The sequence below is a fragment of the Pseudomonas sp. DD1 genome, assembly GCF_044510355.1.
Lineage (GTDB): Bacteria > Pseudomonadota > Gammaproteobacteria > Pseudomonadales > Pseudomonadaceae > Aquipseudomonas > Aquipseudomonas shahriarae.
This window is the reverse complement of record NZ_MSAJ01000006.1, coordinates 87,548-114,355: the sequence shown is the minus strand read 5'-3', so window position 1 is coordinate 114,355 and position 26,808 is coordinate 87,548. Positions and strand designations below refer to the sequence as shown.

Here is a 26,808-nt window from a genome sequence, read left to right as displayed (position 1 = left end):
GCCAGGCAGTTTAGATATTGGCGCGCAATACGCTGTCCGGCAACGGCTCGCCACGCTCGACACTGGCGGCAACCGCGTCGATCAACTCTTCCAGCGCATACCCCTGCCCAACCAGCCACGCATCGTCATAGTAGGTCGTGGCATAACGCTCGCCACCGTCACACAGAATCGCCACGATAGACCCCGACTCCCCCGCCGCCTGCATCTGCTGCGCAGCAATCAACGCGCCGATCAGGTTGGTGCCGCTGGATCCCCCGACCCGCCGTCCCAAGCGCTGCGCCAGGTAATGCATGGCGGCCAGCGACAAGGCATCCGGCACCTTGACCATTGCATCAATCACCTTGGGCAGGAACGACGCTTCCACCCGTGGCCGACCAATGCCTTCGATCCGTGAGCCGCAGTCCAGGCGCAAGCTGGCATCACCGCTCTGGTAATAATCGAAGAACACTGAACGCTCGGCGTCGGCACACAACACTCGGGTGCAATGCTGGCGGTAACGCACGTAGCGCCCCAGAGTCGCCGTGGTACCGCCGGTACCCGGGCTGGAAATCAGCCAGCTCGGCTCTGGATGCCGCTCGAAGCGCAACTGCTGGAAGATCGACTCGGCAATATTGTTGTTCGCCCGCCAGTCGGTAGCCCGTTCGGCATAGGTGAACTGATCCATGAAGTGCCCACCGCTTTCCTGCGCCAGGCGCTCGGATTCGGCGTAGATCTGCGTGGGGTCCTGCACCAGGTGGCTCTTGCCGCCATAGAAGGCGATCTGGGCAATTTTTTCCTGGGACGTGGTGGCCGGCATCACCGCAATAAACGGCAGGCCCAGCAAGCGCGCGAAGTACGCTTCGGAAATCGCGGTGGAGCCACTGGAAGCCTCGATCACCGGCGCGCCGGGCTTGAGCCAGCCGTTGCACAGCGCATACAGGAACAAGGAGCGGGCCAAGCGGTGCTTAAGGCTACCGGTGGGGTGGCTGGACTCATCCTTGAAATACAATTCGATCCCCGGCAAGCCCGGCAATGCCAGTGGGATCAGGTGGGTGTCGGCGCTGCGCTGGAAGTCCGCTTCAATAATACGAATGGCCTCTCGGGCCCACTGACGGTGGTCGCTCATGCTCAAGTTCCATTAAATTTTCAGGCTTGATCTTAGGGTGTTTCCTACACTGCACACAGATACAGTCATGACTTAATTCGATACAGAATTGCTAGGCTTTGAGCCAATCCCTAGCACCGCACTTTTATATAACAAAAAAGAATATAACTTTTGTTTTAACAACTAACAGTACGGGTTAGGGTACGCCCCTATTGAACCTTGATTGGAGAGCGTCCCTTGCCTCTGCGTAGCACGTTTACCCGTTTCTTCCAGCTCGAAGCGGCCAGCGGTCTGTTACTGATCGCTGCAGCCGCCTTGGCCCTGATCATCAACAACTCGCCGCTGTCGTCGTTCTACAGCAGCTTTCTTGAAGTGCCCGTCGCCGTACAGATCGGCGCCCTGCAAATCGCCAAGCCATCGCTACTGTGGATCAACGACGGCCTGATGGCCCTGTTCTTCCTGCTGATCGGCCTGGAGGTCAAGCGCGAGCTGCTCGATGGCCATTTGTCCAAGCCTTCCCAGGTTGTGCTGCCAGGGGCTGCGGCCATCGGCGGCATGGTGGTGCCGGCGCTGATCTACTGGGCCTTGAACAAGGATAACCCGGCGGCACTCGGCGGCTGGGCCATCCCGATGGCCACCGATATCGCCTTTGCCCTGGGCGTGCTGGCACTGCTGGGCAAGCGTGTACCGGTGTCGCTGAAGCTGTTCCTGATGACCCTGGCGATCATTGATGACCTGGGCGCCATCATCGTCATTGCGATTTTCTACTCCGGCGAACTGTCCAGCGCGTCGCTGGCGGGCGCCGGCGCCTGCCTTGTCGCGTTGATCGCCATGAACCGCCTGGGCGTGGTCAAGCTCGGGCCGTACCTGATCATCGGCTTGATCCTGTGGGTCTGCGTGCTCAAGAGCGGTGTTCACGCCACCCTGGCCGGCGTCACCCTGGCGTTCTGCATTCCGCTGCGCACCAAGAACGCCGAGCCCTCGCCCCTGCTCGGCCTGGAACACGCCCTGCACCCGTGGGTGGCATACGGCATCCTGCCGCTGTTCGCCTTTGCCAACGCTGGCGTGTCGCTGGCCGGGGTCAATCTGGAAAGCTTCACCCACCACGTGCCGATGGGTATCGCGGCAGGTTTGCTGGTGGGCAAGACGGTCGGTGTGTTTGGCCTGACCTGGCTCGCCGTGAAAACCGGGCTGGCCGCCCTACCGACCGGCGCCAATTGGGGCCAGGTCATGGGTGTCGCCATCCTGTGTGGCATCGGCTTCACCATGAGCCTGTTTGTCGGCTCACTGGCGTTCTTGCCGGGCAGTAGCGAATACGCCGGGATGGACCGGATGGGCATTCTCACCGGCTCGATCCTCGCGGCATTGATTGGTTATGCCGTGACGGCGATGGCCAGTCGTAAGCAGGTGACAGTCAACGCTTAACACGTCATGTGGGGGCAGGCCTGTCTTGCCCCCATGCGCTGTTTCAGCCTCTTCCCCCCTCGCTTACAGCACCTTCCTACCTTCTTTCTCCTGCGCCTCCCCTAACGTCGCACCCCCGTCTGCAAGAACGGATGTCACGGCCAGGTGGGCAGGATGGCCAACAACAAGGACAGCCCCCTGCTGTCGGGGGCGTGTTCGCCAAATCCTCTCTACGAAAATCCAAAAGAACAAAGAAGATTCGCACCATGAGATATCTGATTGCAGCCTTCGATAAGGTTACTGACCTCCAGGCGTTTGTAGTCGAGCAACATGGCTGGGAGGTCTACAACCTGCCCCCGCTCAACTAACGGCTATAGAAACCTTGGCCGGCAGAGCAATAGATGACTCTGCTCATCACTTCCAACTTACCTGCAACGTTTAACGCGCCCGGTCGAAATCAAAAATCACATTAAGAAAATCCTTAGCCGAACCGAAAAAAACCCCGACCAGTCACCCGGTCGGGGTTTTTCTTTTACTGTATGACGCTTAGCGGGTAACGCGGCTGGTCCCATCTACAGTCATGATGCGCACCCGGTCGCCGATGCGGAAGATTTCGTTTTCCTGCACCGCCTGGACGTAGGCGCGCATGCTGCCGTCGTCTTCGCGCACGGTGATTTCCACGCCCTGGGTACGGGTCAGGCCTTCTTCGGTGGCCGAGCCCAGCAGGCCGCCCGCCACGGCGCCGATAACGGCAGTCACGATGCTGCCGCGACCGCCACCGATGGCGCTACCGCCAACACCGCCGATGACCGCGCCTGCTGCGCCGCCGATTGGGGTCTTGGTGCCTTCGATCTTGACCGGACGCAGGGATTCGATGGTACCCATGCGCACGCTTTGCACACGACGGGCTTCGTCACGGGAGTACGAGTCGCCGGTCAGACTGGAGGCGCAGCCACCCAGCAGCAACGACATGGTGGTAAAGCAGGCAACCAGCAGAACAGACTTACGCATAGCATCAACTCCAAAGGACATATCTTTATTAGACTCCGCTGCTTGACGCCTGTCACGGCACGGCCCGGAGAAAATTGCTTTCATTCAGCCCCAGTACAGACAGGCTGTACCGCAAAAACCGACAAACGGTAGCACCTACACCCAGACAAGGAATTTCATGGACTACTTCATCATTGTAGCTACCACCGCCGCCGGCCTGTACTTCCACTGGTGGCTCTACCGGCGGATCAAGCGCTGGGTAGATCGCGACCTGGCGCTGTCCCTGGCTGGAGACGATCAGCGCAAGCGCAACTTTATGCTGCAACAGTTGGACCGCGCCAAGGCAGAGAAGGTCAAGCGTAAGGATTTACCACAATGGCTGCAGGACGCAGCACGGCAATACACACCACAAGCCCCGGAGTAGAGACTTCGGCAGGAACACCTGACTCCAGGCCACAGCGCCCATATGGATTACAGGTGTTTAAAGGCGCACTCAGGGCGCCAGGCGCTCGCGGGTCCAGTCGGTACCCTGCAAGCGATAGTTCAAGCGGTCATGCAAGCGGCTCGCCCGGCCCTGCCAGAACTCGATGCGTTCCGGCAGCAGGCGGTAACCCCCCCAGTGCTCCGGGCACGCCGGCTGGGTATCGCTGAAGCGCTGTTCGGTCAGCGTGAGCAAGTCCTGCAATTGCTGGCGATCACGGATCACCTGGCTTTGCGGGGAAGCCCAGGCACCGATGCGGCTGCCCAGGGGGCGCACCTGATAGTAGGCATCCGATTCCTCAGGCGTGACCTTGACCACCCGCCCCTCGATGCGCACCTGGCGCTCCAGGGTCGGCCAGAAGAAGGTCATGGCAGCAAACGGGCGGGCTGCCATTTGCTGACCCTTGGCGCTCTGGTAGTTGGTAAAGAAGGTAAAACCCTGGGCATCCAGGCCCTTGAGCAGCAGCACTCGGCAGTGAGGCCGGCCCTCCTGGTCCACGGTCGCCAGGGTCATCGCGTTGGCCTCCACCGGCGCTTGCTCGGTCTTGACCGCATCGCTGAACCACTGGTGGAACAAGGCAAACGGCTCGTCCGGGGCCTGGGCCTCGCTCAAACCGTCCCGCGTGTAGTCACGGCGCATATCCGCCAATGCCTGGTTCATGGGGCTTTATCCTTCTCGCTCAACTGCTCAGTTTTTCGCCTGGTCGTTTGCCGCTACTTTTTTCGCAGGTGCCGCTGCCTTGGCGGCCACCGGCTTTTTGGCTGCCGGCTTGGCGGCGGCTTTTTTCGCGGCTGGCTTGGCGGCGGCCTTCTTGGCTGGGGTTTTCTTCGCGGCCACGGCTTTCTTGGCCACCGGCGCAGGAGCAACGACGTCCTGTACCGCTACCAGTTCAGGCTTCGGCGGGTTTGGCGAGTTGTACTTGCTCAGCAGTGCCAGCATGGTGGTGCGCTGGGTGAACATGATTTCCATGCGACGGTTCAGGGCGCGGCCCTGGGTGCTGTCGTTGGCGGCGCGGGGCATCAGGTCGCCCATGCCACGCAACATCAGGCGGTCCTGCTTCAGGCCGCTGAGGCTGAAGATCGAAGCAATGGACTGGGCACGCTCCTTGGTCAGGGCCTGGTTCTGCACGGTGTCGATGTGGCCCAGGACCAGCACGGCAGTCTTCGGATCCTTTTCAACGGCCTTGGCGACACGGGTAAACGGACCCAGGGTCACCGGCAACAACATCGCCGGGCGCTTCGGGTTGTACGAACCATCGACCGGGGCAATCACCACCAGTACGTTGTCGCGACGTTCCAGTTGCAGGTTGCTGTCCTTGATCGCGGCGCGCAGGCGTGGCTCGTAGTCATCCAACCAGGCCTGGGTGATTTTCGGGTCTGGCATCGGGATGTTGGTCACATCGACTTTGTTCAGGGGTTTTGGCTTGCTTTCAAACGGCCACCACCATTTGGTGTCGCTTTCAGCCTTGGCCACTACCGGCGCCGCAGCGGGAGCAGGTGTTGCCGCCTTCAGATCGGCCTTGAGGTCAGCCTTGGCGTCAGCCGCCTTGGCATCGGCCTTGGCGGTAACGTCCTTGGCCGCCGCCTTGTCGGACCCGAATGACCACCAATGCTCGCCAGACGCATCATTTTGTGGGTTTTGTGCACAGCCAGTAATAGTGAGGCAAAGCGCCAGAGCCAAGGACTTGTTCGATAACATGAGATATCCACAAAATGAGAAAACACAGGGGTCTGAATGACCCGTTAAACGGACGCTTCACGAAGTTTAAAGTAACAATACTTTTCCAGCGTCTTTTGTAGGTGCCTTTTTAACAAAAAAACGCCAGACAGCAAGCTATTTACAGACAACCGGCCAATATTCTTACCAACTTTTGTGCGCGCGGGTCCATAAGTACATACGGCCCCAGTGTATTGGTCACAAAACCAAATGCTACATCATGTTCCGGATCGGCAAAGCCCACGGAACCACCGGCCCCAGGATGCCCAAATGCACGTGGGCCAAGGCCGAACGTTGCGTTGGGCACGTCTGGCTGGTCCAACATGCAACCCAGGCCAAAGCGGGTTTGCGTCAATAAGGTTTTATCCGGCCCAACACTGTGCTCGCGGGTCAGTTGTTCAAGCATATCGGCTTCCAACAAACTTCCGTCCAACAAACCACTATAAAACCCGGCCAAACTGCGCGCATTGCCATGACCATTTGCCGCGGGCTGCTGCATGCGGCGCCATTCAGGCTTGTTAGTGCTGGTTAGTATAGAAGGCGGATTGGTAAACGCCCGGGTAGTCATTGCTTCGGGCTCACGCAGGGTGACCTGTAACAACCGTTGGGCTGCCGCATCCCCCATATTGCCTTTGCTCCGGGCAATGTGGGCGACACGATAAAATTCCTCGTCCGCCAACCCGACATGGAAGTCCAGGCCCAGTGGCCGGGCAACCCGCGCCACAATCGACTCCCCCGGCCCACGCCCATCGGCGCGGCGCAGCAGTTCACCGACCAGCCAGCCATAAGTGATGGCCGCGTAGCCATGGCCTTCGCCGGGTGTCCACCAGGGGGTTTCGGCGGCCAGGGCGGTAGTCATCAAGGGCCAGTCGTACAGGGCCTCGGCAGGCAATATGTCACGCAACGCGGGCAGCCCGGCCTTATGGCAAAGCAGTTGGCGCAGGGTGATGTTGTGTTTACCTGCCGCAGCGAACTCCGGCCAGTAGTTGGCAACCGGGGCGTCCAACTGCAATTTGCCCTCGGCTACCAGTTGCAGCGCGGTGACGGCGGTGAAGGTCTTGGTGCAGGAGAACAGGTTGGCGATGGTGTCGCTGTGCCAGGCCTCGGCACCGTCCTTGTCGGCAGTGCCGGCCCACAGATCGAGGACGGTTTGCCCGCCAATCTGTACACACAGCGCCGCACCACGCTCCTGAGGGTCGTCAAACAGCGCGGCGAAGGCTTCGCGCACTGCTTCGAATTGAAGCTCGTAATGACCCTGAATCTGCACCTGCATCCCCCTCGGAAAAGTCCTGCGTTAAATGGCGTTCATTGTTCCAGCCATTACTGGCTTTGGGAACCCGTGGCAGCCTGGGCGACCTTGGCTTTTTCAGCTTTGCGGCCCAATTGCTGGATCGCCGCCAGGTTGCTTTTACGCACACTGTCGACAAAACCCTGGAAGGGCACATCGGTGATCCCCACCAGGCCGAAATGGCCATTTTCACCGTCCAGCAATCGCCCGGTCACCGGCTGGTCGAGGTACTGGAACCAGTGCACGCCAACAATCGACGGCTCGGCCATGGCCTGCTTGAGGAACGTCGCGTAGGCCGGGCCACGCGCCTCCTCCCTGGCCAAGGGCGTCAGGCCACCCCAGAACGGGCCACGGTCGGTCGAGCCGAAGTTGAACTCGCTGATCAGGACCGGCTTGTCCAGCCCGCGCAGGGCGGCGAAGTCATAACCGTCCTGGGGCTTGAGGGTGTACATATTGAAGCTCAGTACATCACAGTACTGGGCGCAGGACGCCACGGCTTCCGGGGTGCTGACCGCATAGCGCCCACCCAGCAGCAACTGGTTGGGCGCATGCCATTTCAGCGCATCGGAGATGGTCTTGAAGTAGGCATCAGCGAAGGTCTTCTGGAAGTACTGGAAATCAGCTTCGATTTCCGGGTGCTCGGGGTTGGGAACGGGCGGCTCGAAGCCTGGATCTTCCATCAACTCCCAGCCCGCCAATTGAATACCCCAGGCTTTGGACAGGCCATCTTCGTTACGGTATTTATCGCGCAGCTGCTTGAGGAACGCACGCTTGGCCGGCACATCGGTGGTCATGCGCAGGGTGCCGTAGGCCAGGGCATAGCGGGATTTCGCATCGTTGCCAGGACCGGCCCACGCCAGTTCGTTATCGGCAAAGAAGCCGATCAACCAGGGGTCGTCGCGATGGTCACGGGTGGCAATCGCGACCGCCCGCTCGGTGGCCATGGCAAAGCGCGGGTCGAAGGGATCGGGCATGCCGCCCCACCAGTCGATACCGGTGCTGATACTGGTGTAGTCGCCAATGATCGACAGCGGCAAGGTGTAAGGCACGCGATCCGCGCCAACCAGTTGCGGGGCGCTCCAGTTGCCGACGGTGTTGAAACCCCAGGCCTGCAGGCGGTCCAGGGTGTGGCTAACCCAGCGCGCCTGGTCAAACCCCTGGGCTGTGCAGGGCTGGGCCTGGGCTGCCGGGTCGCACGCCTGGCCATAGGTGCGTTGCAGGTTGGCGCCGTAGAAGTCATACCAGCGCCCCACATTGAAGCCACGCCCTACATCCGCGCCATTGCCGCCACGGTTGTCGCCACTGCCGTAATACTTGTCGAAGGGCTCACCCGCCTTGGGCAACGCGCCAAACATCCATTCGCGGCCGGCGACATAGGTCTGGCTGTTGTCCGGGGTCACCGTGTTGACGCCCAGGGAGTAGAACGGATGCCCCAGGGGTGTCACCAGGTACCAGCGCCCATCACGCTTTTCGGTACGGAAGAAGCCGCTGGCGTCAAAGGCCGGGCCCTTGGTCCAGCCGCCAAACTTGTCCAGGCCCGCCTTGTCACGCTCCGCAAGCCAGCCCTTGAGCTGTTGCTGCTCCTTGGCGGCCGCGGCTTTCAACTGCTCGTCGCTGCTGACCTTTTCCGGCCAGCGCGCGCGGTTGGACTGCCCGTAGGCATCCACCAACTCACTGTAGGCAGCCTTGAGCACCGGCTCGCTGTCCTGCACGCCAAAGCGCTCCAGCAGGATACTTTGCGGCGCAGCCGGCTGGATCATCGACAGCGTGACCGAGGCCACCTGGCTGCGGTCGAGCTCGCCAGCGCTGCCGGCCAGCATCACGCGCTGACCGTCCACGGTGATCGGCATCGGCGGCCCGGCTTTCATACCCTGGCTCAAGGGCGAATTGGCTTGCAGTGGCACCAGCAGCGTTTGCGCAGGTCCCGCCGGCAAATCAATCCGGCTGACCAGGGTCTTGCCGTCGCTGCTCTGCACCTTGACGTACAAGGTCAGCGCCCAGTCCATCGCACTCTGGATACGCAGGCTCATGGCACTCGATTGCGACCAGTCCCACACGCCACTCTGCGGGCTGAGCACCAGGCTCGGTTCCGCCGCCGGGTTGAAGGTGATGCGGCGCAACACCTCGCCTTCCGGGGTCTGCTCGGCGTTGTATTGCGGCAGGCTGGCGTCCTGGGTCGCCACCTTGACCACATCGGCCGGCCGGACAAAGTTGAACAGCGTCTGTTGCCCGGCCGGCGCGGCCAGCAATGGCGCAGCGAACAACAAGGCAAAAAGAGCAGGCAGCGTGCGGATCATACGAACAAGGTTCTCCCAATTGGCCGGTGAATGGCCTGATGACATACATGAGATAGACCACGAAGTGGGCGAATTCGCCCACTGCGGCTTAAGAAATTTCGCGCCGGAAAGGCGGCAAGGCATTCAGAATCGCCTTGCCATAGCGCTGGGTTACCAGACGGCGGTCGAGCAAGGTGATGGTGCCCCGGTCTTCTTCGGTACGCAGCAAGCGACCACAGGCCTGGACCAGCTTCAACGAGGCATCCGGAACCGAGATCTCCATGAACGGATTACCGCCCCGGGCTTCGATCCACTCGGCCAGCGCAGCCTCGACCGGATCATCCGGCACCGAGAACGGGATCTTGGCGATCACCACGTGCTCGCAGTAGGCACCGGGCAGGTCGACACCTTCGGCAAAGCTCGCCAGGCCGAACAGCACGCTGGAGTCCCCGCCATCAACCCGCGCCTTGTGCTTGTTCAGGGTTTCCTGTTTCGACAGGTTGCCCTGGATAAACACCTGTTTGCGCCAGTCGCGGTCGAGGCCGTCGAACACGTCCTGCATCTGTTTACGCGACGAGAACAGCACCAGGGTGCCCTTGGAGCCTTCCACCAGCGACGGCAGGTCACGAATGATTGCCGCGGTGTGGGCCGGCGCATCCCGTGGGTCGGCCTTGAGGTCCGGCACCCGCAGCACGCCAGCGTCAGCGTGATGGAACGGGCTGGGGACCACGGCAGTGACGGCTTTTTTCGGCAGGCCGGCGCGCATGCGGAAGCGGTCGAAGGTGCCCAGGGCCGTCAGGGTGGCCGAGGTCACCAGGGCGCCGTAGGCCACATTCCACAGGTTGCGCCGGAGCATTTCTGCGGCAAGGATCGGGCTGGCGTTGACCTCGATATCGAACAGCGCACCGCTCTCCGACAGCGTCAGCCAGCGGGCCATGGGAGGATTGTCTTCCGGGTCTTCAACGGTGAAGGCCGTCCACAACTCCCAGTTGCCCTGGGCACGGGACAACAGGCTGCCAAACAACGGATACCACTCTTCGGCCTGGTTGCTGGCGATGCCGATATTGACCTCGCCGTCCATGCCTTCCTTGAGCAGGTCGGTGAGGCGGGTGAACAGGTCGGTCAGGCGTGAGAAGCCCTTCTTCAACTCCACGCCCATCTCGCGCATATGCTCGGGGATCAGCCCGCCGACAAAGCGATGGCGTGGCCGCTCGCGACCTTCAACGTCTTCGCCGGGCTTGAAGTCCGCCACCTGTTCGCAGGCGCTGAACATGAACTGTTGCTGGGTCTTGATCTCCCGCGCCAACTCCGGCACCTGTTCGATCAACTTGCCCAGGTCGCCCGGCAGCGGATGCTGGGCCAGCAGCTTGGTGAGGTTCTTGGCGGTGGTTTCCAGCCAGTCAGCGGTGGAACGCAGGCGTGTGTAGTGGGCAAAGTGGCCGATGGCCTTGTCGGGCAGGTGATGGCCTTCGTCGAACACGTAGAGGGTGTCGCGCGGGTCGGGCAGCACGGCGCCGCCGCCCAGGGCCAGGTCAGCCAGGACCATGTCGTGGTTGGTGACAATCACGTCGACCTTGCCCATGCCTTCGCGGGCCTTGTAGAAGGCGCACTGGCCGAAGTTGGGGCAGTGCCGGTTGGTGCACTGGCTATGATCGGTAGTCAGGCGCGCCCAGTCGGCATCTTCAAGGGCGTTGGGCCAGCTGTCGCGGTCGCCGTCCCACTTATTGCCGGCCAGCTTCTCGATCATGCTGGTAAACAGCTTCTGGCTGGCCTCATCGACTTCGATCTTGAAGCCTTCTTCTTCGAACAGCGAGGCCGTGGCGGTTTGCGCGTGGCCTTCCTGCAACAGCACATCCAGCTTGGACAGGCACATATAGCGGCCACGGCCCTTGGCCAGGGCGAAGGTGAAGCTCAGGCCGCTGTTGCGCATCAGGTCCGGCAGGTCTTTGTAGACGATCTGCTCTTGCAGGGCCACGGTGGCGGTGGCAATCACCAGGCGCTTGCCGGCGGCCTTGGCAGTGGGAATCGCCGCCAGGCTGTAGGCCACAGTCTTGCCGGTACCGGTGCCGGCCTCGACGGCCACGACCGCAGGGTCGCCACTGCGCCGGCCTTCGTCGTCGGTGTCGATATCCCCGAGGACCTTGGCCACTTCGGCGATCATCAGGCGCTGGCCGTAGCGCGGTTTCAAGCTCTTGGCTTCGAGAAAACGCGAGTAGGCGCCCTGGATCGTGGTTTTGAGTTCAGTGCTGATCATGGATAGTCGGGCGCAAAAAACGCTGGATAAATTTTCAGTGGTTCGGATCGGCCGCTATCATACCCCGCTAATTAATCCCGCGCAGAACGGAGTACCTCAATGACCGTGTTTAGCCTTGCCTACACCCTGCATGTATTGGCCGCCCTGGTATGGGTCGGCGGTATGTTTTTCGCCTGGATGATCCTGCGCCCGGCTGCAATGGCGGCGCTCGACGGCCCTCCACGGCTGAAATTGTGGATGAATGTGTTTCAGCGTTTTTTCGTGTGGGTCTGGGTCGCGGTGCTGATCTTGCCGATCAGTGGCGTCGGCCTGTTGCAACTGCGCTTCAACGGGTTTGAAACCGCGCCGCGTTATGTGCAAGTGATGATGGGCTTGTATGTGGTAATGACCGCGCTGTTTATCCGCATCCAGGCGTTGCAACTGCCTGAACTGCGCACGGCTGTGGCGGCCGAGGACTGGGCGACGGGCGCGCAGGTGCTGGGAAGAATCCGAAAGCTGGTAGGGATCAATCTGATTGTCGGGTTGGTGGTGGTGGGCGTGGCTTCGGCTCGGCCGATGTTCTGAGGTTGTTCCTCAGTGCCTCATCGCGGGCAAGCCCGCTCCCACACTTTGATTTGTGAATACCCAAAAATGTGGGAGCGGGCTTGCCCGCGATGGGCCAGTGCCGATAGCTCAAAGCCGCTGGATGGTCACCGTACCGGCAGGCCCCGCCTGCCCCGCCTGGCCTTCCAGACCCGGCCGGCCTTTCTCGCCGCCGTCGGCGCGGTACACCAGGCAGCCCTTGGACGCCCCGCCCTTGCCCGGCTTGCCGGCCACACCCGGTAAACCACCCGCACCACCCTCGACCCAGACCTTGATCTGCTCACTCGGATAATCCCGCGGCAACTCGATGCGCACCGCCGCCCCCGCAGCCCCCGGCAGCCCGTCGCCGCCGTTGTCACCATTGGCGCCACGTCCGGCCGAACCCCAGGTGCAACCAGGGTCTTCGCCATTGGCACCATCCAGGCCGCTGTAACCCTGGGCACCGGTGCCACCACGGGCATCGACGGACAGCTCTTCTGCAATCAACCCATTGATCCGCAGGGTCAGGTCACGCCCCGGCCGGGCCGGTTTTTCATGGGTGCCGGGCGCGCCACGGGAGGTGATTTGGCTGCCATGCTCCAACTGCGCGTGCCGCACCTGCAACTGCAGGGCCGAGGCGCTGGGCACGATGGCAATCCGCGCTTCGCGGCCCAGGTGCAATTCGTCGACAGTAACCTGGGTGATATTGGCCGGAATCAACAAGGTGCCATAGTCCGCCACTTCCAGGCGCTCCAACTGCAGCACGCTGGTGCTGTTGGGCAAGCGCATCAGCGAGTGGGTCTCGACACTGACGCTTTCGGCTAGGGCAATGGGGCTGACCAGCAGGGCCAGGAGAAAAACCTTACGCATGATTGGCATCCTTGTTGTCTTGGTTAGCCGTAGGCGCAGGCAGGCTCTTTATATGGAACATCCCCAGCAACAGGATCAGCAGGCGGTCACGCCAGGGGTGAGCACGATGTTTGACGCTGGCGTTGAATAACACCAACTCCAGAAGATGGACCAGCAACAACAGGCTGCCGACCAGGTTGACCAACAGATGAAATGGATTAGTCAGCGGTTTGAACAGGTTGACCAGCACAACCGTCCAGAACAGCATCGCCAGCAACTTCCCCAATCCTAGCAACAGCTTCATGCCCTACGCCCCCTTGCACATTATTCTTTGGGCGCACAGTAACGAGTTCTACAGGCGATTTGCCAGTGAAGGATTAAAAAACTTGAGAAGGCTGCGACTTGGCGGCCAGATCGCCGAGATTCGTCGGATACAGCTGTAAGAAATGCCCCTGGCACCACCCAGGGGCATATCAGAAATGTCTTAGCGGTTGATTTGAATTTCCACGCGACGGTTCTGGGCGCGGCCGTCGGCGGTTTTGTTGTCGGCCACCGGATGGCTCTCACCGGCCCCCGTCACCGACACAAAGTTACTGCGGGGCACGCCGGAGCTGACCAGGTACTCGGTCACCGAACGGGCGCGTTTTTCCGAAAGTTTCTGGTTGTAGGCATCTTTACCGACGCTGTCGGTGTGCCCGCTGACCCGCAACTGCGCACTCGGCGCTTCCTGTTTCAGGCGTGTGGCAACCGTGTCGAGCTTGGTTTTGTCGGCGGCCGTCAGCCGGGCCGAATCGAACTCGAAGTGCACATCACGAATCACGATGGTCTCTTCCTGGACCACGACCACTTCCTCGACGACGACCGCCTCAGGTACCGGCGGGCAGCCGTTGGCATCCACCTGCACGCCCTTCGGGGTGCCCGGGCACTTGTCGCGACTGTCCGGGACGCCATCCGCGTCTTCGTCACCGTCGCCATGCACCCAGCAATAGGCGCCGGCCATGCCGCCAATCAACAATGCGCCACCGCCAGCCCATGAAGAGCTTTCGGTAGCGCCCAGCGCGGCCCCGGTTACGCCGCCGAGGGCGGCACAGGTGGGCCAGTCGGTTTTTTGCAAGCCTGCGCAACCTGTCAATACTCCGGTTAGCAGAACCAAGGGTAGAGCTGTCCGCATGATGCTCATTTGATTTCTCCTGAGGGGATCGGCCGCAAGCCGATGGGTGGAGTAAAGACCGCTCTTTTCATCTGCGCCAGCCGGCCACACCCCCGTATTCATTGGACGAGGCCGCTTTTTCCGGTCGACAGGCGAGCGCCCGCTCTAGGCCCGCACGCTCAAGCAGGCTAGTCTTGAAGGTTCTGATGTGAGGATCTTCGATGACCGCCGGCAATTCTTCCCGTACTCCGCAGCAAGCACTCGCTGCCCTGCTTGATCGCCAAGCCCCCAAACGCCTGCTGGTGTTGGGCGCCGGCCACTTCCCGGCGCTGGAGGCATTCCAGCAGGCGCACCCTGACACCGTGGTCTGCGTCGCCGGGCCTGGACCATTGCCACCTGAGGTGGCCGCCCAGCGATTTGACCTGGCCCTGGTGGTCGATTGCCTGGAGCACCTGTCAAAACGTGCAGGTCTGGAGCTGCTGGGCGGCGTGCGCAACCTCAATGCCAGCCGCATCGCCGTTCTCGCCGACCTTGCCGCCTGCGGCTGGAAGGACACCGACTTTTTCTCCCTGGCCCTGCAGACCAATGAGCAGTTTTGCCGCGACAATCAGGTACTGACGCTGTTTACCTACGATCTGCTTGAATACAAACAAGTGCCGGACTGGCTGAATGCCCGGTTCTGGGCCAACCCGGAAAATTTCGGAAAGTATTGGTGGTAACCATGAGTACATCCATTTGCCCTTGCGGCAGCGGCAACCTGCTGGATGCCTGTTGCGGCCACTACCACACTGGCCACCCCGCGCCGTGCGCCACCGCGTTGATGCGCTCACGCTACAGCGCCTATGTGCTGGGGCTGGTGGATTATCTGGTGGCCACTACGCTACCGGCACAACAGAACGGCCTCGACCGTGATGCCATAGGGGCCTGGAGCGCGCAAAGCACCTGGCTCGGCCTGGAAGTGGAAAGCTCCGAGGTGTTTGGTGGGCAGCCGGAACATGCCTTTGTCACTTTTACCGCACGCTGGCATGACAGCACCGGCGAACACAGCCACCGCGAACAGTCGTCTTTCGTACAGAACGATGGGCGTTGGTACTTTATTGATCCTACGGTGGAGGTGAAGGCCGGGCGTAATGATGCCTGCCTGTGCGGCAGTGGGCAGAAGTTCAAGAAGTGCTGTTCCAGTTACCTGTAAAAACCAAGGACACCGCGCTAAACCACACAACCCTCGTCATCGTTGACGACCATCGCCGGCAAGCCGGCTCCTACAAGGGATTGCGTTATGGTCAGCCGATTACGAACCTACAGCTGTTTAATGGTATTGACCGTTGGCCTCTCGGGCTGTGCGTCCTGGTTCGCCGATGACACGCCGCCGCCACAGATCCATCTGGTCAAGGTCGAGTTGGTGCGGGCCAAGCTGCTGGAGCAGAAATTCAAGCTGCACTTTCGCGTGGATAACCGTGACGACTCGGACCTCACCGTGCGCGGCCTGATCTATAAGATCAGCCTGGCTGACGTGGAGCTGACCGAGGGCGAATCCAACGAGTGGCTGACCATACCGCCCCATGGCCGGGGATTTTTCAAGGTCACGGTGCGCACCAACCTGTGGCCACAGGTGCGGGAGATCGCCGACCTGCTGAAAAATCCGCACCGCCCCATCCCCTATCGCCTGGAAGGTGAGCTGAAAACCGGATTATTCATCGGTAACGACGTGCACGTGATGCGCAATGGCGAGATAATCCCCGGCGATTTTATTCCGGAGCGACACCAATGACTCAGCAACCCCATGTCCATGGTCCTGACTGCAACCACGATCACGATCACCACGATCACGACCATGGTCATGTCCACGGCCCGAACTGCGGCCATGCCCACCAGGAACCGGTGCGCAACGCCCTGAAGGACGTTGGCCGCAACGATCCATGCCCATGCGGCAGCGAGAAGAAGTTCAAGAAGTGCCACGGCGCCTGATACGCGTCCCGCAGGAGCCGGCAAGCCGGCTCCTACAGTTCTATCGTTAGACGCAAATATTTCATTGAATTTTCGGTAGCTGAGCACTACCTATACCTACAGGCACATCAGCGGGCGTTCTGCCCGTTCAAGCATCACCAATCCTGGAGAGCTTCATGATCGACCTGTATTACTGGACCACCCCCAACGGTCACAAGATTTCGTTGTTCCTGGAAGAAGCCGGCCTGCCCTACGAGGTGCACCCGATCAACATTGGCCAGGGCGACCAGTTCAAGCCAGACTTCCTGAAGATCGCTCCCAACAACCGCATTCCTGCCATTGTCGACCAGCACCCGAGCGACGGTGGCGCGCCGATTTCGCTGTTCGAATCCGGAGCCATCCTGCTGTACCTCGCGGAAAAAACCGGTCAGTTCCTGCCCAAGGACCTGCGCGGTCGCCAGGAAGTGCTGCAATGGTTGTTCTGGCAAATGGGTGGCCTGGGTCCGATGGCCGGGCAGAATCACCATTTCAGCCAGTTCGCCCCGGAAAAAATCCCCTACGCGATCAAACGCTACGTCGATGAAACCGCGCGCCTCTATGGCGTGCTCGACCGGCGCCTGGCGGACCGCAGCTTCGTTGCCGGCGAGACCTACAGCATTGCCGATATGGCGATCTACCCGTGGATCGTGTCCCACAAATGGCAGAGCCAGCGCCTGGAAGACTTCCCCCACCTGCATCGCTGGTTCAACCTGATCAAAGAACGCCCGGCGACAGTGCGGGCCTATGACCTGGTGCAGAAGGTCAACCCGCCGAAACCCTGATACACGCTCCCCCTGTGGGAGCTGTCGAGCCCCGGCGAGGCTGCGATGCAGGCGCTGGGGCTGCCAGATACAGCGCGATGTTCCTATCGCAGCCTGGCTAAAGCTCGACAGCTCGCACATCTGCTCAATCAAATCCTGAAAATTAGCATCGCCTCCCGCTTGCGTCGGTTCGCCGCGCTCACTAACGTAGCGCCTTTACTGACGCTACCCCCCGCAGGAGCTTTGCCATGGCCTCGCCAGCCCTCTCACGTTTTCTTCCCCGGTTCGGCGTTGCCGCGGCAGTGGCCAGTGCCTTGGGCCTGGCCGGTTGCCAGTCACTGAACAGCCAGGACACCCTGCCCCCCGTTTCCGGCGTGCAGCCGCTCAAGGGCCTGGCGCAGAATGTTTCCGTACAGCGTAACAGCCAGGGCATGCCGCTGATTGAAAGCAGTACCTTCCACGACGCGCTGTTCACCCTCGGTTATGTGCACGCCAGCGACCGGATCAACCAGATGGTTACCCTGCGCCTGTTGGCTCAGGGCCGACTGGCGGAGATGTCCGGTCCGGACGTGCTGGATGTCGACCGCTTCATGCGCGCCGTCAACCTGAAGAAAAGCGCCAGCGAGCTGTACAACGCCTCGTCGCCGCGCCTCAAGCGCTTCTTTGAAGTGTATGCCCGCGGCGTCAACGCCTACCTGTTCCGCTACCGCGACAAACTGCCGACGGACCTGGCCCAGACTGGCTACAAGCCCGAGTACTGGAAGCCAGAGGACTCGGCGCTGTTGTTTTGCCTGCTGAATTTCAGTGAGTCGGCCAACCTGCAGGAAGAGTTGTCCGCCCTGGTACTGGCGCAAAAAGTCGGCGCCGACAAACTCGCCTGGCTGACCCCAAGCTACCCGGACGAACCGCTGCCTGTGGCGGAGTCCGACAAGCTCAAGGGCGTCAATCTCGGGCAGATTCCCGGCCTTGCCACGCTCAACAGCATCAACGAACACCTGGGCAGCCTTAACACCCTTGGGGTTTCCACCTCCAGCAACTGGGCCATCGCCCCGCAACGCAGCCGCAGTGGTCGCAGCCTGTTGGCCAACGACCTGTCTACGCCTATGCAGGCGCCGTCCCTGTGGAATTTCGTACAAATCCGCGCGCCGAAATACCAGGCGGTCGGGGTGTCGATTGCCGGGATTCCTACCTTGCTGTCCGGTTTCAACGGCAAGGTGGCCTGGAGCATGAGCCAGGTGTCCGGCGATACCCAGGACCTGTTCCTGGAGAAGGTCAAACGCCAGGGCAGCGCGCTGTACTACGAGCACAACGGCAAATGGCTGCCGACAATCGTGCGTAACGAAACCTTCTTCGCCAAGGGCCAGCGGCCGATTCGCGAGGCGGTGTACGAAACCCGCCACGGACCGTTGCTCAACAGCGCCCAGTCGCTGACCAGCGGTTACGGCCTGGCCCTGCAAACCGCCAGTTTCAAGGACGACAAGAGCCTGGATGCGTTTTTCGACCTGTCCCGGGCGCAGAATGTGGAAAAAGCCTCGGACGCCAGCCGCGAGATTCGGGCCATCGCCCTGAACATGGTATTTGCCGACGCCAGCAATATCGGCTGGCAGGTCACCGGGCGTTTCCCCAACCGCCGCGAAGGTGAAGGCCTGCTGCCCTCGCCGGGCTGGGACGGGCGCTTTGACTGGGATGGCTACGCCGATGCGATGCTGCACCCCTATGATCAGGACCCGCCACAGGGCTGGGTCGGCACGGCCAACCAGCGCACGGTGCCCCACGGCTACGGCATGCAACTGTCCAACTCCTGGGCCGCGCCGGAGCGCAGCGAACGCCTGGCGCAACTGGCCGGCAACGGCAAGCACGACAGCCGCAGCGTGATCGCCATGCAGTACGACCAGACCACGCTGTTCGCCGCCAAACTCAAAAGCATGTTCCAGGCGCCGGGCATGGCCCAGCCACTGAAGCAGGCGATTGATGCCCTGCCTGCCGCAGAGCGGGCCAAGGCCCAGCAGGCCCTGGGCCGCCTGATGGCGTTCGACGGGCGGCTGGCAGCCACCTCGGCCGACGCCGCGATCTACCAACTGTTCCTGCAGGAAAGCGCCAGGCAGATTTTCCTCGACGAGCTGGGCCCGGAATCCAGCGCCACCTGGAAAGCCTTTGTCAGCAACGCCAACCTGTCCTACGCGGCCCAGGCCGACCATCTGCTGGGGCGTGAAGACAGCCCGTTCTGGGACGACCTCCGCACCCCAGGCAAAGAAGACAAGCCGGCGATTCTCGCCCGCAGCCTGGCTGCTGCAATCACCGCCGGCGACAGCCAGTTGGGCGCAGATCACAAGGCCTGGCAATGGGGCAAACTGCACAGCTACACCTGGAAAAACACCGGCGGGCAGACGATTCGCGGCCCATTGGCAGCCGGCGGCGATCACAGTACGTTGAACGCAGCGCCCTACAGTTGGGGGCAGGATTTCGCCACCAGCCAAGTCCAGGCCCTGCGCATGATTGTCGATTTCGGCCAGGTGGAACCAATGATGGGTCAAGGCGGGATCGGCCAATCCGGCAACCCTGCCAGCCCGAACTATGCCAATGGCATTGATCCGTGGCTCAAGGCGCAATACCTGAGCTTCCCGATGCAGCCACAGAACTTTGAAAAGGTGTATGGCAAGACTCGTCTGACCCTGGTTCCGGGAAAGTAAACCCACGTAGGCGACCCGCCCGCACTGCAATGGTGCTGAAGATTTCTAGCGCCCGATATCGGGCGCTTCCTACGTTACCCTTCGTGTAATCCCGCCAATTAAAAAGACTATTCAGAACTATGGTGCAGAAATTGCTACTTGCGATTCGTCTGACACCGTTCAGTAACAGTCCTAATCGCGCCATAAGCGCTTATCTTGGTTCCCAGGGATTACCTAATGAAAAAAGCATTGCTGACCCTTTCTGCACTCGCACTGTGCATGGCCGCCGGTACCGCCTTGGCCAAGGAATACAAAGAATTGCGTTTTGGTGTGGACCCTTCCTACGCGCCCTTTGAATCCAAGGCCGCCGACGGCAGCCTGGTGGGCTTCGATATCGACCTGGGCAATGCCATTTGTGCGGAGCTGAAGGTCACGTGCAAGTGGGTGGAAAGTGACTTTGACGGCATGATCCCGGGCCTGAAAGCCAAGAAGTTCGACGGTGTGATTTCGTCCATGACCGTGACCCCGGCCCGCGAGAAGGTCATCGACTTCTCCAGCGAGCTGTTTTCCGGGCCGACCTCCTATGTATTCAAGAAAGGCTCGGGCCTGAGCGAAGACATGGCCTCTCTCAAGGGCAAGACCGTCGGCTATGAACAAGGCACCATCCAGGAAGCCTACGCCAAGGCTGTGCTGGACAAGGCCGGAGTGAAAACCCAGGCCTACCAGAACCAGGATCAGGTCTATGCCGACCTGACCTCGGGCCGCCTGGATGCGTCGATCCAGGACATGCTGCAGGCCGAACTGGGCTTTCTGAAATCGCCACAAGGGGCGGACTATGAAGTCAGCAAGCCCGTAGACAGCGAAATGCTGCCCTCCAAAACGGCTGTCGGCATCGCAAAAGGTAACAAAGAGCTGAAAGCCCTCCTGGATAAAGGTATCAAAGCGTTACACGATGATGGCACCTACGCCACCATCCAGAAAAAACACTTCGGCGATCTGAACCTGTACAGCGGCAAATAACGCTGCGGCGCCCGCCGCTCCAAGGGGTGGGCGCACTACCGATTGCCAAAGGCGTACCCCATGTTTGAAGACCTGTTGCAGACCCTCGGGCTTGGCGCGTTCAGCTTGAAAGGGTTTGGCCCGCTGTTGCTGCAAGGCACCTGGATGACCATCAAGCTGTCGGTGCTGTCCCTGGCCGTCAGCGTGCTGCTGGGACTGATCGGCGCCAGCGCCAAGTTGTCGAGCCTGGCGCTGCTGCGCATTCCCGCGCAGCTGTACACCACCTTGATTCGCGGCGTGCCGGACCTGGTGCTGATGCTGTTGATTTTCTACAGCCTGCAAACCTGGCTGACCAGCTTCACCGACTACATGGAATGGGAATACATCGAGATCAACCCGTTCGGCGCCGGGGTGATTACCCTGGGCTTTATCTACGGTGCGTATTTCACCGAGACTTTTCGCGGCGCGATCCTCGCCGTGCCCCGCGGCCAGCTCGAGGCCGCCACGGCCTATGGCCTCAAGCGCGGGCAGCGCTTTCGCTACGTGACCTTCCCGCAAATGATGCGCTTCGCTTTGCCGGGCATTGGCAATAACTGGATGGTGATGCTCAAGGCCACGGCGCTGGTGTCGATCATCGGCCTGGCCGACGTGGTCAAGGCTGCCCAGGATGCTGGCAAAAGTACCTACCAACTGTTCTTTTTCCTGGTGGTGGCGGCCTTGATCTACCTGGCCATTACCAGCGCATCAAACTTCGTCCTGCGCAGGCTGGAAGCCCGTTACGCCGCCGGCTCACGGGAGGCAGTGCGATGATCGAACTGTTGCAGGAGTACTGGCGGCCTTTCCTCTACAGCGATGGCAACCATATGAGCGGCCTGGCCATGACGATGTGGCTGCTCACGGCCTCTATCTGCATGGGTTTCGTGGTGTCGATCCCGTTGTCCATTGCCCGCGTCTCGCCCAAGCGCTGGGTCCGTTGGCCGGTGCAGTTCTACACCTACCTGTTTCGCGGCACACCGCTCTATATCCAGCTGCTGATCTGCTACACCGGTATCTACAGCCTCGCTGCGGTTCGCGCACAACCATTGCTGGATGCGTTTTTTCGCGACGCGATGAACTGCACCCTTCTGGCCTTTGCCCTCAACACCTGCGCCTACACCACGGAAATCTTCGCCGGAGCCATCCGCAGCATGGCCCATGGTGAGGTCGAAGCGGCGAAAGCCTATGGCCTGAGCGGCTGGAAACTCTACGCCTACGTGATCATGCCGTCGGCCCTGCGCCGTTCATTGCCGTACTACAGTAATGAAGTGATCCTGATGCTGCACTCGACGACGGTAGCCTTTACCGCGACGATCCCGGACATCCTCAAAGTCGCCCGGGACGCCAACTCGGCCACCTTCCTGACTTTCCAATCGTTTGGTATCGCTGCGCTGATCTACCTGACCGTGACCTTTGCCCTGGTCGGTCTGTTTCGTCTGGCGGAGCGGCGCTGGCTGGCCTTTCTCGGGCCGAGCCATTAAGGAGCCCCTATGCGGCAACAGATTCATCCCCTCCTCGCCCCCGTGCCAGGCACGGCACGGCAGATTCACAGTTTTCACTTCGGGCCAGAGCAGGCCGAAGGCAAAATCTACATCCAATCCTCGCTGCACGCCGACGAACTGCCCGGCATGCTGGTGGCCTGGCACTTGAAGGTACGCCTGGCGGAACTGGCTGCAGCCGGCCGCCTGCGCAGCGAAATCGTGCTGGTGCCGGTGGCCAATCCAGTAGGCCTGGAGCAAGTGCTGATGGACATTCCCCTGGGCCGCTACGAGCTGGAGAGCGGGCAGAATTTCAATCGCCTGTTTGTCGACCTCAGTGACGAGGTCGGCAATCAGGTCGAGGGCCGGCTGGGGGATGATCCAAGGCGCAACGTCGCGCTGATCCGCGACAGCCTGCGCCAGGCCCTCGACCGTCATGTACCGGCCACGCAGCTGCAATCCCAGCGCCTGGTGCTGCAACGCCTGGCCTGTGATGCCGATATGGTGCTGGACCTACATTGCGACTTCGAAGCCGTCGCCCACCTTTACACCACCCCCGAGGCCTGGCCGCAGGTCGAGCCGCTGGCCCGTTACATCGGCGCCGAAGCCTGCCTGCTGGCCACCGATTCCGGGGGGCAATCCTTCGATGAGTGTTTCACCCTGCTCTGGTGGCAATTGCAGCAACGTTTTGGCGAGCGCTTCGAGATTCCCCAGGGCAGTTTTTCCGTGACCCTGGAGTTGCGCGGCCAGGGCGATGTCAATCACGGCCTGGCCAGTCTCGATTGCCAGGCGATCATCGACTATCTGATCCAATTTGGCGCCATCAGCGGCGAACCTGCACCGCTGCCCGACTTGCCCTACCCCGCCACGCCGCTGGCTGCCGTCGAACCGGTGGCAACCCCGCTAGGTGGCTTGCTTGTGTTCCACGCGCTGCCAGGGGAATACCTGGAGGCCGGGCAGTTGGTCGCCGAGGTCATTGACCCCATTCACGACCGCGTCACCCCCGTTCACTGCCGCCATGCCGGCCTGATGTATGCCCGCTCGCTAAGGCGCATGGCCACGGCCGGCATGGTGATTGCCCATGTCGCCGGCCTTACGCCCTATCGCAGCGGCTATTTACTATCGCCTTGAGGATGCACGCCCCATGTACAAACTGACCGTTGAAGGCCTGCATAAAAGCTATGGCGACCATGAAGTGCTCAAAGGTGTTTCGCTAAAGGCCAAAAGCGGTGATGTGATCAGCCTGATCGGCGCCAGCGGCTCGGGGAAAAGTACCTTCCTGCGTTGCATCAACTTTCTTGAACAACCCAATGACGGCGCCATTAGCCTGGATGGCCAGCCGATCCGTATGGTCAGCGACCGCCACGGCATGCGCGTGGCCGACGAAGCCGAGCTACAGCGCCTGCGCACCCGCCTGGCGATGGTGTTCCAGCACTTCAACCTGTGGAGCCATATGAGCGTGCTGGAAAACATCAGCATGGCCCCGCGCCGGGTCCTGGGCTGCAGCAAAAAGGACGCCGAGGACCGTGCCCGGCGTTATCTGGACAAGGTAGGGCTGCCGGCACGGGTGGCCGAGCAGTATCCGGCGTTCCTCTCGGGGGGCCAGCAACAGCGAGTGGCGATCGCACGCGCCCTGGCGATGGAGCCGGAGGTGATGCTGTTCGACGAGCCGACATCGGCCCTCGACCCGGAACTGGTGGGCGAAGTGCTGAAGGTGATCCAGGGCCTGGCTGAAGAGGGGCGGACCATGATCATGGTGACCCACGAGATGAGTTTTGCGCGCAAGGTTTCCAGCCAGGTGCTGTTTTTGCACCACGGGCTGGTGGAGGAGGAAGGCACGCCGGAAGACGTGCTGGGCAACCCGAAAAGCGAGCGTTTGCGGCAGTTTCTAAGTGGCAATCTGAAGTAAGAGGCCAAGGCAAGAGGCCTTACTGTGGCGAGCGGGCTTGCCCGCGTCGGGCTGCGTAGCAGCCCCTATAACGTTGCCGCCTGTCTTCAGATACACCGCGGCGCCAGGTTTCAGGGCTGCTGCGCAGCCCAACGCGGGCAAGCCCGCTCGCCACCACAAAAGCTACCAGCGGTTTGTGGAGGCCTGTCAGGCCACTGGCGCGGGTGGTGGCTCATCCGGCAGGGTCGGCACACCAGGCTCGGTGGGTTGTTCCGGGGTATCGGGGTCAGGCTGGCCAGGGATACCGCCGGCGGCGGGGTCGGCCATCAGGGACCAGGCCAGAACACCAATTTGGTTGGGTTCAAGCCGGGCAAGTTCGGCGCTGATTCGCGGGTCGATCTTCATAGGGTACTCCTCAAGCGTGGCTCGGCGCGCTGTGCACGCGCCGAGGCAGTACTCCCAATAGAGTGCCTGCCCGCTGACAAATTCCCTTGCTCTGTAAGACGTTTCGATCAGGTGCGTGGCAGGGTGACGCCGCGCTGGCCCTGGTACTTGCCGCCACGGTCTTTATAGGACACTTCGCACTCTTCGTCGGATTCGAAGAACAGCATCTGTGCGACGCCTTCATTGGCGTAGATCTTGGCCGGCAAGGTGGTGGTGTTGGAGAACTCCAGGGTCACGTGGCCTTCCCATTCCGGCTCAAGCGGAGTCACGTTGACGATAATGCCGCAGCGCGCGTAGGTGCTCTTGCCCAGGCAGATGGTCAGCACATTGCGCGGAATACGGAAGAACTCGACAGTGCGCGCCAGGGCAAAGGAGTTTGGCGGGATGATGCACACGTCGCTCTTCACATCGACGAAACTCTTTTCATCGAAATTTTTCGGATCGACGGTGGCCGAGTTGATGTTGGTGAACACCTTGAACTCATCGGCGCAACGCACATCGTAGCCGTAGCTGGAAACCCCGAACGAAATCAGGCGCTCGGTGCCCTCTCCGCGCATCTGGCGCTCGACGAAGGGTTCGATCATGCCGTGCTCTTGCGCCATGCGGCGAATCCACTTGTCCGATTTGATGCTCATGGCGGGTGTCCTGAATAGCGAGGTGGAAAATTCTGTTGGGCATCTTACCGGGGCTGGCCTCGCGGTTCAAAGGACGCGGGGGTTTTTCTTGATTAAGTTGCGCCCGATCACTGTCAGCCGTATGGGGCGGGCCCTGCCCCTGAATTAAAGGGCCGCAGGCCTGTAAAAGGCACCGCCAGTCACGAAAATAGAGAAACCTTCGGAAATACCATTGGCACGTTCCGGAAAAAGGGTTAAGGTGGCGCCACTGTGCTGCTTGTGTCACTGAGAATCTCTACACGATATGTTGAATTTCGATCCAACCATCTCCAAGAATTTTTCCTGCTCTTTGCACTCAGTCTCGGCCAGGGCTTTTCCTGAGTCGCAGTTAACTTTGTCCAAGGAGATACACCATGTCTAATCGCCAAACTGGTACCGTTAAGTGGTTCAACGATGAAAAAGGCTTCGGCTTCATCACTCCACAATCCGGTGACGACCTGTTCGTTCACTTCAAAGCTATCCAATCCGACGGCTTCAAAAGCCTGAAAGAAGGCCAACAGGTTTCTTTCATCGCTACCCGCGGTCAGAAAGGCATGCAAGCTGAAGAAGTTCAAGTTATCTAACTTGTACTGACTTAGTCGAAAGAACCCCGCCCTTAAAAGCGGGGTTTTTTTATGCCTGGGATTTGATGCTGCCCTTGCGGCGAGGGTCGCCATCGTCGGCAAGCCGGGCTCCCACAACGCAAAACGCCCGGTGCACTCCCATGCACCGGGCGTTCTCATAGCTACCTTACAAGCCGTTACTGAAACAACGACTCACTCGACAAGCCATTCTTCTCCAGGATCTCCCGCAAGCGCTTGAGACCCTCAACCTGGATCTGCCGCACCCGCTCGCGGGTCAAGCCGATCTCCAGGCCAACATCCTCCAGGGTACTGCTCTCATGGCCACGCAGACCGAAGCGGCGAATCACCACCTCGCGCTGCTTGTCCGTCAGTTCTGAAAGCCATTGGTCGATGCTCTGCGACAAGTCATCGTCCTGCAACAGCTCACACGGATCCGTTGGTCGGTCATCCGTCAGGGTGTCCAGCAGGGTTTTATCCGAATCCGGACCCAGCGAGACATCGACCGAAGACACACGCTCATTAAGACCCAGCATGCGCTTGACCTCTCCCACCGGTTTTTCCAGCAGGTTGGCGATCTCTTCAGGCGATGGTTCATGATCCAGCTTTTGAGTGAGCTCACGTGCTGCCCGCAGGTACACGTTAAGCTCCTTGACGACATGAATCGGCAACCGGATGGTCCGGGTCTGATTCATGATTGCCCGTTCGATGGTCTGGCGAATCCACCACGTAGCGTAGGTCGAGAAGCGAAAACCCCGTTCGGGGTCAAACTTCTCCACTGCCCGGATCAGGCCGAGGTTGCCCTCTTCGATCAAGTCCAACAGGGACAGCCCACGATTGACATAGCGTCGGGCGATTTTCACCACCAGTCGCAGGTTACTTTCAATCATGCGCTTGCGCCCAGCAGGATCGCCCTTTTGCGACAGTCGCGCAAAATGGACTTCTTCTTCTGGAGTGAGCAAGGGGGAAAAGCCGATTTCATTGAGATACAACTGGGTCGCATCGAGCGCCCGGGTGTAATCAATGTACTTATGCTGTTTTAACGCTGTGGAGTTTTTGGACTTGGTACGAACTGAAGGTACAGCGGGTCCCTCATTCGACATCGAATCCGTACCGATGCCGGTCTCCATAAGGAGAACCTCATCGTCGATGTCAAACTCCGGCGCTTCTTTACTGAGAGCCATTGTTATAGTCCTTTGGTGAGTTCGACCTCAAGCTCAAGCGACGCCTTTATCCTTGGCAACGCTGGAGCCTGTTCCT

Annotated in this window: 28 protein-coding genes; 15 read left to right on the top strand and 13 right to left on the bottom strand. The window is 60.7% G+C overall.

Annotation, left to right across the window (positions count from 1 at the left end; translation table 11 throughout):
- Window positions 1-10: 10 nt before the first annotated feature.
- The gene (locus tag PSFL_RS05430) at window positions 11-1,105 is read right to left on the bottom strand and encodes a PLP-dependent cysteine synthase family protein (protein WP_057439850.1); all 1,095 of its coding nucleotides are present in this window, start codon (window positions 1,103-1,105) and stop codon (window positions 11-13) included.
- Window positions 1,106-1,321: 216 nt separating this feature from the next.
- Between PSFL_RS05430 and nhaA the strand changes: the two genes are divergently transcribed.
- A complete protein-coding gene (gene nhaA, locus PSFL_RS05425) occupies window positions 1,322-2,509 on the top strand; it encodes a Na+/H+ antiporter NhaA (RefSeq protein ID WP_057439852.1) in 1,188 nt (395 codons plus the stop codon).
- A 525-nt stretch (window positions 2,510-3,034) separates the two neighbouring features.
- Here nhaA and PSFL_RS05420 read toward each other — a convergent pair.
- Window positions 3,035-3,499: a glycine zipper 2TM domain-containing protein gene (locus tag PSFL_RS05420; RefSeq protein ID WP_029297142.1), complete on the bottom strand. Its 465-nt coding sequence runs from the start codon at window positions 3,497-3,499 to the stop codon at window positions 3,035-3,037.
- A 157-nt stretch (window positions 3,500-3,656) separates the two neighbouring features.
- Here PSFL_RS05420 and PSFL_RS05415 point away from each other — a divergent pair, with 157 nt between their 5' ends.
- Window positions 3,657-3,902 carry a hypothetical protein gene (locus PSFL_RS05415; RefSeq protein ID WP_057439854.1) on the top strand — a complete coding sequence of 82 codons (246 nt, stop codon included), beginning with the start codon at window positions 3,657-3,659 and terminating at the stop codon, window positions 3,900-3,902.
- A gap of 69 nt (window positions 3,903-3,971) precedes the next feature.
- Here PSFL_RS05415 and pdxH read toward each other — a convergent pair whose 3' ends face one another.
- From pdxH to dinG, 5 genes are all read right to left on the bottom strand, one after another.
- A complete protein-coding gene (gene pdxH, locus PSFL_RS05410) occupies window positions 3,972-4,619 on the bottom strand; it encodes a pyridoxamine 5'-phosphate oxidase (protein WP_057958718.1) in 648 nt (215 codons plus the stop codon).
- Window positions 4,620-4,646: 27 nt separating this feature from the next.
- On the bottom strand, window positions 4,647-5,657 hold the full coding sequence (locus PSFL_RS05405; protein WP_128593659.1) for an OmpA family protein: 1,011 nt from the start codon (window positions 5,655-5,657) through the stop codon (window positions 4,647-4,649).
- Window positions 5,658-5,796: 139 nt separating this feature from the next.
- On the bottom strand, window positions 5,797-6,942 hold the full coding sequence (locus PSFL_RS05400; RefSeq protein WP_120734402.1) for a serine hydrolase domain-containing protein: 1,146 nt from the start codon (window positions 6,940-6,942) through the stop codon (window positions 5,797-5,799).
- 53 nt (window positions 6,943-6,995) lie between these two features.
- Window positions 6,996-9,260: a beta-galactosidase gene (locus PSFL_RS05395; RefSeq protein WP_397469786.1), complete on the bottom strand. Its 2,265-nt coding sequence runs from the start codon at window positions 9,258-9,260 to the stop codon at window positions 6,996-6,998.
- A gap of 88 nt (window positions 9,261-9,348) precedes the next feature.
- Window positions 9,349-11,493: an ATP-dependent DNA helicase DinG gene (gene dinG / locus PSFL_RS05390; protein ID WP_032858113.1), complete on the bottom strand. Its 2,145-nt coding sequence runs from the start codon at window positions 11,491-11,493 to the stop codon at window positions 9,349-9,351.
- Window positions 11,494-11,592: 99 nt separating this feature from the next.
- On the opposite strand from dinG, the gene PSFL_RS05385 reads away from it, so the two are divergent.
- Window positions 11,593-12,057 carry a CopD family protein gene (locus PSFL_RS05385; protein WP_057439857.1) on the top strand — a complete coding sequence of 155 codons (465 nt, stop codon included), beginning with the start codon at window positions 11,593-11,595 and terminating at the stop codon, window positions 12,055-12,057.
- 108 nt (window positions 12,058-12,165) lie between these two features.
- Here the strand turns inward: PSFL_RS05385 and PSFL_RS05380 are convergent, their stop codons facing one another.
- The 3 genes from PSFL_RS05380 to PSFL_RS05370 form a co-directional block, all read right to left on the bottom strand.
- Entirely contained in the window at window positions 12,166-12,924 is a 759-nt protein-coding gene (locus tag PSFL_RS05380) for a collagen-like protein (RefSeq protein ID WP_169960711.1), read from the bottom strand.
- A complete protein-coding gene (locus tag PSFL_RS05375; RefSeq protein ID WP_057439859.1) occupies window positions 12,917-13,207 on the bottom strand; it encodes a DUF1145 domain-containing protein in 291 nt (96 codons plus the stop codon). The genes PSFL_RS05380 and PSFL_RS05375 overlap by 8 nt, the downstream gene beginning before the upstream one ends.
- A 180-nt stretch (window positions 13,208-13,387) precedes the next feature.
- A complete protein-coding gene (locus tag PSFL_RS05370; RefSeq protein WP_120731974.1) occupies window positions 13,388-14,083 on the bottom strand; it encodes an OmpA family protein in 696 nt (231 codons plus the stop codon).
- Between the two features lie 191 nt (window positions 14,084-14,274).
- Between PSFL_RS05370 and PSFL_RS05365 the strand changes: the two genes are divergently transcribed.
- The 11 genes from PSFL_RS05365 to PSFL_RS05315 all read left to right on the top strand — a co-directional run bounded on the left by PSFL_RS05365 (window position 14,275) and on the right by PSFL_RS05315 (window position 23,891).
- Window positions 14,275-14,772, top strand: a complete 498-nt coding sequence (locus PSFL_RS05365) for a DUF6231 family protein (RefSeq protein ID WP_057439863.1) — start codon at window positions 14,275-14,277, stop codon at window positions 14,770-14,772.
- Between the two features lie 2 nt (window positions 14,773-14,774).
- Window positions 14,775-15,245 carry a YchJ family protein gene (locus PSFL_RS05360; RefSeq protein ID WP_057439866.1) on the top strand — a complete coding sequence of 157 codons (471 nt, stop codon included), beginning with the start codon at window positions 14,775-14,777 and terminating at the stop codon, window positions 15,243-15,245.
- 87 nt (window positions 15,246-15,332) lie between these two features.
- Window positions 15,333-15,824: an LEA type 2 family protein gene (locus PSFL_RS05355; protein WP_057439868.1), complete on the top strand. Its 492-nt coding sequence runs from the start codon at window positions 15,333-15,335 to the stop codon at window positions 15,822-15,824.
- Window positions 15,821-16,021, top strand: coding sequence for an SEC-C metal-binding domain-containing protein (locus PSFL_RS05350; RefSeq protein WP_003189235.1), 201 nt, complete (start codon window positions 15,821-15,823; stop codon window positions 16,019-16,021). The genes PSFL_RS05355 and PSFL_RS05350 overlap by 4 nt, the downstream gene beginning before the upstream one ends.
- A 155-nt stretch (window positions 16,022-16,176) precedes the next feature.
- Complete coding sequence (locus PSFL_RS05345) at window positions 16,177-16,821, top strand: glutathione S-transferase N-terminal domain-containing protein (protein ID WP_115127542.1); 645 nt, start codon at window positions 16,177-16,179, stop codon at window positions 16,819-16,821.
- A 227-nt stretch (window positions 16,822-17,048) separates the two neighbouring features.
- Window positions 17,049-19,490 carry a penicillin acylase family protein gene (locus PSFL_RS05340; protein WP_397469785.1) on the top strand — a complete coding sequence of 814 codons (2,442 nt, stop codon included), beginning with the start codon at window positions 17,049-17,051 and terminating at the stop codon, window positions 19,488-19,490.
- 216 nt (window positions 19,491-19,706) lie between these two features.
- Window positions 19,707-20,489: a transporter substrate-binding domain-containing protein gene (locus tag PSFL_RS05335; protein ID WP_057439875.1), complete on the top strand. Its 783-nt coding sequence runs from the start codon at window positions 19,707-19,709 to the stop codon at window positions 20,487-20,489.
- 60 nt (window positions 20,490-20,549) lie between these two features.
- Window positions 20,550-21,278, top strand: a complete 729-nt coding sequence (locus PSFL_RS05330) for an ABC transporter permease (protein WP_057439877.1) — start codon at window positions 20,550-20,552, stop codon at window positions 21,276-21,278.
- Entirely contained in the window at window positions 21,275-21,985 is a 711-nt protein-coding gene (locus tag PSFL_RS05325; RefSeq protein WP_057958712.1) for an ABC transporter permease, read from the top strand. The genes PSFL_RS05330 and PSFL_RS05325 overlap by 4 nt, the downstream gene beginning before the upstream one ends.
- Window positions 21,986-21,994: 9 nt before the next feature.
- Complete coding sequence (locus PSFL_RS05320; protein ID WP_115127540.1) at window positions 21,995-23,113, top strand: succinylglutamate desuccinylase/aspartoacylase family protein; 1,119 nt, start codon at window positions 21,995-21,997, stop codon at window positions 23,111-23,113.
- Between the two features lie 13 nt (window positions 23,114-23,126).
- Window positions 23,127-23,891: an ABC transporter ATP-binding protein gene (locus PSFL_RS05315; RefSeq protein WP_115127539.1), complete on the top strand. Its 765-nt coding sequence runs from the start codon at window positions 23,127-23,129 to the stop codon at window positions 23,889-23,891.
- 186 nt (window positions 23,892-24,077) lie between these two features.
- Here the strand turns inward: PSFL_RS05315 and PSFL_RS05310 are convergent, their stop codons facing one another.
- Together PSFL_RS05310 and dcd are read right to left on the bottom strand one after the other, a co-directional pair.
- Window positions 24,078-24,275 (bottom strand): hypothetical protein, encoded by a 198-nt coding sequence (locus tag PSFL_RS05310; RefSeq protein WP_029297182.1) that lies wholly within the window; start codon window positions 24,273-24,275, stop codon window positions 24,078-24,080.
- A 107-nt stretch (window positions 24,276-24,382) separates the two neighbouring features.
- Window positions 24,383-24,949 (bottom strand): dCTP deaminase, encoded by a 567-nt coding sequence (gene dcd / locus PSFL_RS05305; protein ID WP_093412595.1) that lies wholly within the window; start codon window positions 24,947-24,949, stop codon window positions 24,383-24,385.
- Between the two features lie 392 nt (window positions 24,950-25,341).
- On the opposite strand from dcd, the gene PSFL_RS05300 reads away from it, so the two are divergent.
- Window positions 25,342-25,551 (top strand): cold-shock protein, encoded by a 210-nt coding sequence (locus PSFL_RS05300; RefSeq protein ID WP_002554837.1) that lies wholly within the window; start codon window positions 25,342-25,344, stop codon window positions 25,549-25,551.
- 176 nt (window positions 25,552-25,727) lie between these two features.
- On the opposite strand, the gene rpoS is transcribed toward PSFL_RS05300, so the two are convergent.
- Window positions 25,728-26,732, bottom strand: a complete 1,005-nt coding sequence (rpoS, locus tag PSFL_RS05295; RefSeq protein WP_057958709.1) for an RNA polymerase sigma factor RpoS — start codon at window positions 26,730-26,732, stop codon at window positions 25,728-25,730.
- Between the last annotated feature and the right edge of the window lie 76 nt (window positions 26,733-26,808).

Bases quoted from the DNA above. Each gene is read 5' to 3' on its own strand.
- PSFL_RS05350 (WP_003189235.1), top strand. From the start codon at position 15,821: ATGACTCAGCAACCCCATGTCCATGGTCCTGACTGCAACCACGATCAC.
- PSFL_RS05430 (WP_057439850.1), bottom strand. From the start codon at position 1,105: ATGAGCGACCACCGTCAGTGGGCCCGAGAGGCCATTCGTATTATTGAA.
- PSFL_RS05335 (WP_057439875.1), top strand. From the start codon at position 19,707: ATGAAAAAAGCATTGCTGACCCTTTCTGCACTCGCACTGTGCATGGCC.
- dcd (WP_093412595.1), bottom strand. From the start codon at position 24,949: ATGAGCATCAAATCGGACAAGTGGATTCGCCGCATGGCGCAAGAGCAC.
- PSFL_RS05380 (WP_169960711.1), bottom strand. From the start codon at position 12,924: ATGCGTAAGGTTTTTCTCCTGGCCCTGCTGGTCAGCCCCATTGCCCTA.
- PSFL_RS05345 (WP_115127542.1), top strand. From the start codon at position 16,177: ATGATCGACCTGTATTACTGGACCACCCCCAACGGTCACAAGATTTCG.
- PSFL_RS05360 (WP_057439866.1), top strand. From the start codon at position 14,775: ATGAGTACATCCATTTGCCCTTGCGGCAGCGGCAACCTGCTGGATGCC.
- PSFL_RS05415 (WP_057439854.1), top strand. From the start codon at position 3,657: ATGGACTACTTCATCATTGTAGCTACCACCGCCGCCGGCCTGTACTTC.
- PSFL_RS05355 (WP_057439868.1), top strand. From the start codon at position 15,333: ATGGTCAGCCGATTACGAACCTACAGCTGTTTAATGGTATTGACCGTT.
- dinG (WP_032858113.1), bottom strand. From the start codon at position 11,493: ATGATCAGCACTGAACTCAAAACCACGATCCAGGGCGCCTACTCGCGT.
- PSFL_RS05395 (WP_397469786.1), bottom strand. From the start codon at position 9,260: ATGATCCGCACGCTGCCTGCTCTTTTTGCCTTGTTGTTCGCTGCGCCA.
- PSFL_RS05405 (WP_128593659.1), bottom strand. From the start codon at position 5,657: ATGTTATCGAACAAGTCCTTGGCTCTGGCGCTTTGCCTCACTATTACT.
- PSFL_RS05375 (WP_057439859.1), bottom strand. From the start codon at position 13,207: ATGAAGCTGTTGCTAGGATTGGGGAAGTTGCTGGCGATGCTGTTCTGG.
- PSFL_RS05315 (WP_115127539.1), top strand. From the start codon at position 23,127: ATGTACAAACTGACCGTTGAAGGCCTGCATAAAAGCTATGGCGACCAT.
- PSFL_RS05330 (WP_057439877.1), top strand. From the start codon at position 20,550: ATGTTTGAAGACCTGTTGCAGACCCTCGGGCTTGGCGCGTTCAGCTTG.
- PSFL_RS05365 (WP_057439863.1), top strand. From the start codon at position 14,275: ATGACCGCCGGCAATTCTTCCCGTACTCCGCAGCAAGCACTCGCTGCC.
- PSFL_RS05370 (WP_120731974.1), bottom strand. From the start codon at position 14,083: ATGAGCATCATGCGGACAGCTCTACCCTTGGTTCTGCTAACCGGAGTA.
- rpoS (WP_057958709.1), bottom strand. From the start codon at position 26,732: ATGGCTCTCAGTAAAGAAGCGCCGGAGTTTGACATCGACGATGAGGTT.
- PSFL_RS05420 (WP_029297142.1), bottom strand. From the start codon at position 3,499: ATGCGTAAGTCTGTTCTGCTGGTTGCCTGCTTTACCACCATGTCGTTG.
- PSFL_RS05385 (WP_057439857.1), top strand. From the start codon at position 11,593: ATGACCGTGTTTAGCCTTGCCTACACCCTGCATGTATTGGCCGCCCTG.
- pdxH (WP_057958718.1), bottom strand. From the start codon at position 4,619: ATGAACCAGGCATTGGCGGATATGCGCCGTGACTACACGCGGGACGGT.
- PSFL_RS05325 (WP_057958712.1), top strand. From the start codon at position 21,275: ATGATCGAACTGTTGCAGGAGTACTGGCGGCCTTTCCTCTACAGCGAT.
- PSFL_RS05310 (WP_029297182.1), bottom strand. From the start codon at position 24,275: ATGAAGATCGACCCGCGAATCAGCGCCGAACTTGCCCGGCTTGAACCC.
- PSFL_RS05300 (WP_002554837.1), top strand. From the start codon at position 25,342: ATGTCTAATCGCCAAACTGGTACCGTTAAGTGGTTCAACGATGAAAAA.
- PSFL_RS05340 (WP_397469785.1), top strand. From the start codon at position 17,049: ATGGCCTCGCCAGCCCTCTCACGTTTTCTTCCCCGGTTCGGCGTTGCC.
- PSFL_RS05320 (WP_115127540.1), top strand. From the start codon at position 21,995: ATGCGGCAACAGATTCATCCCCTCCTCGCCCCCGTGCCAGGCACGGCA.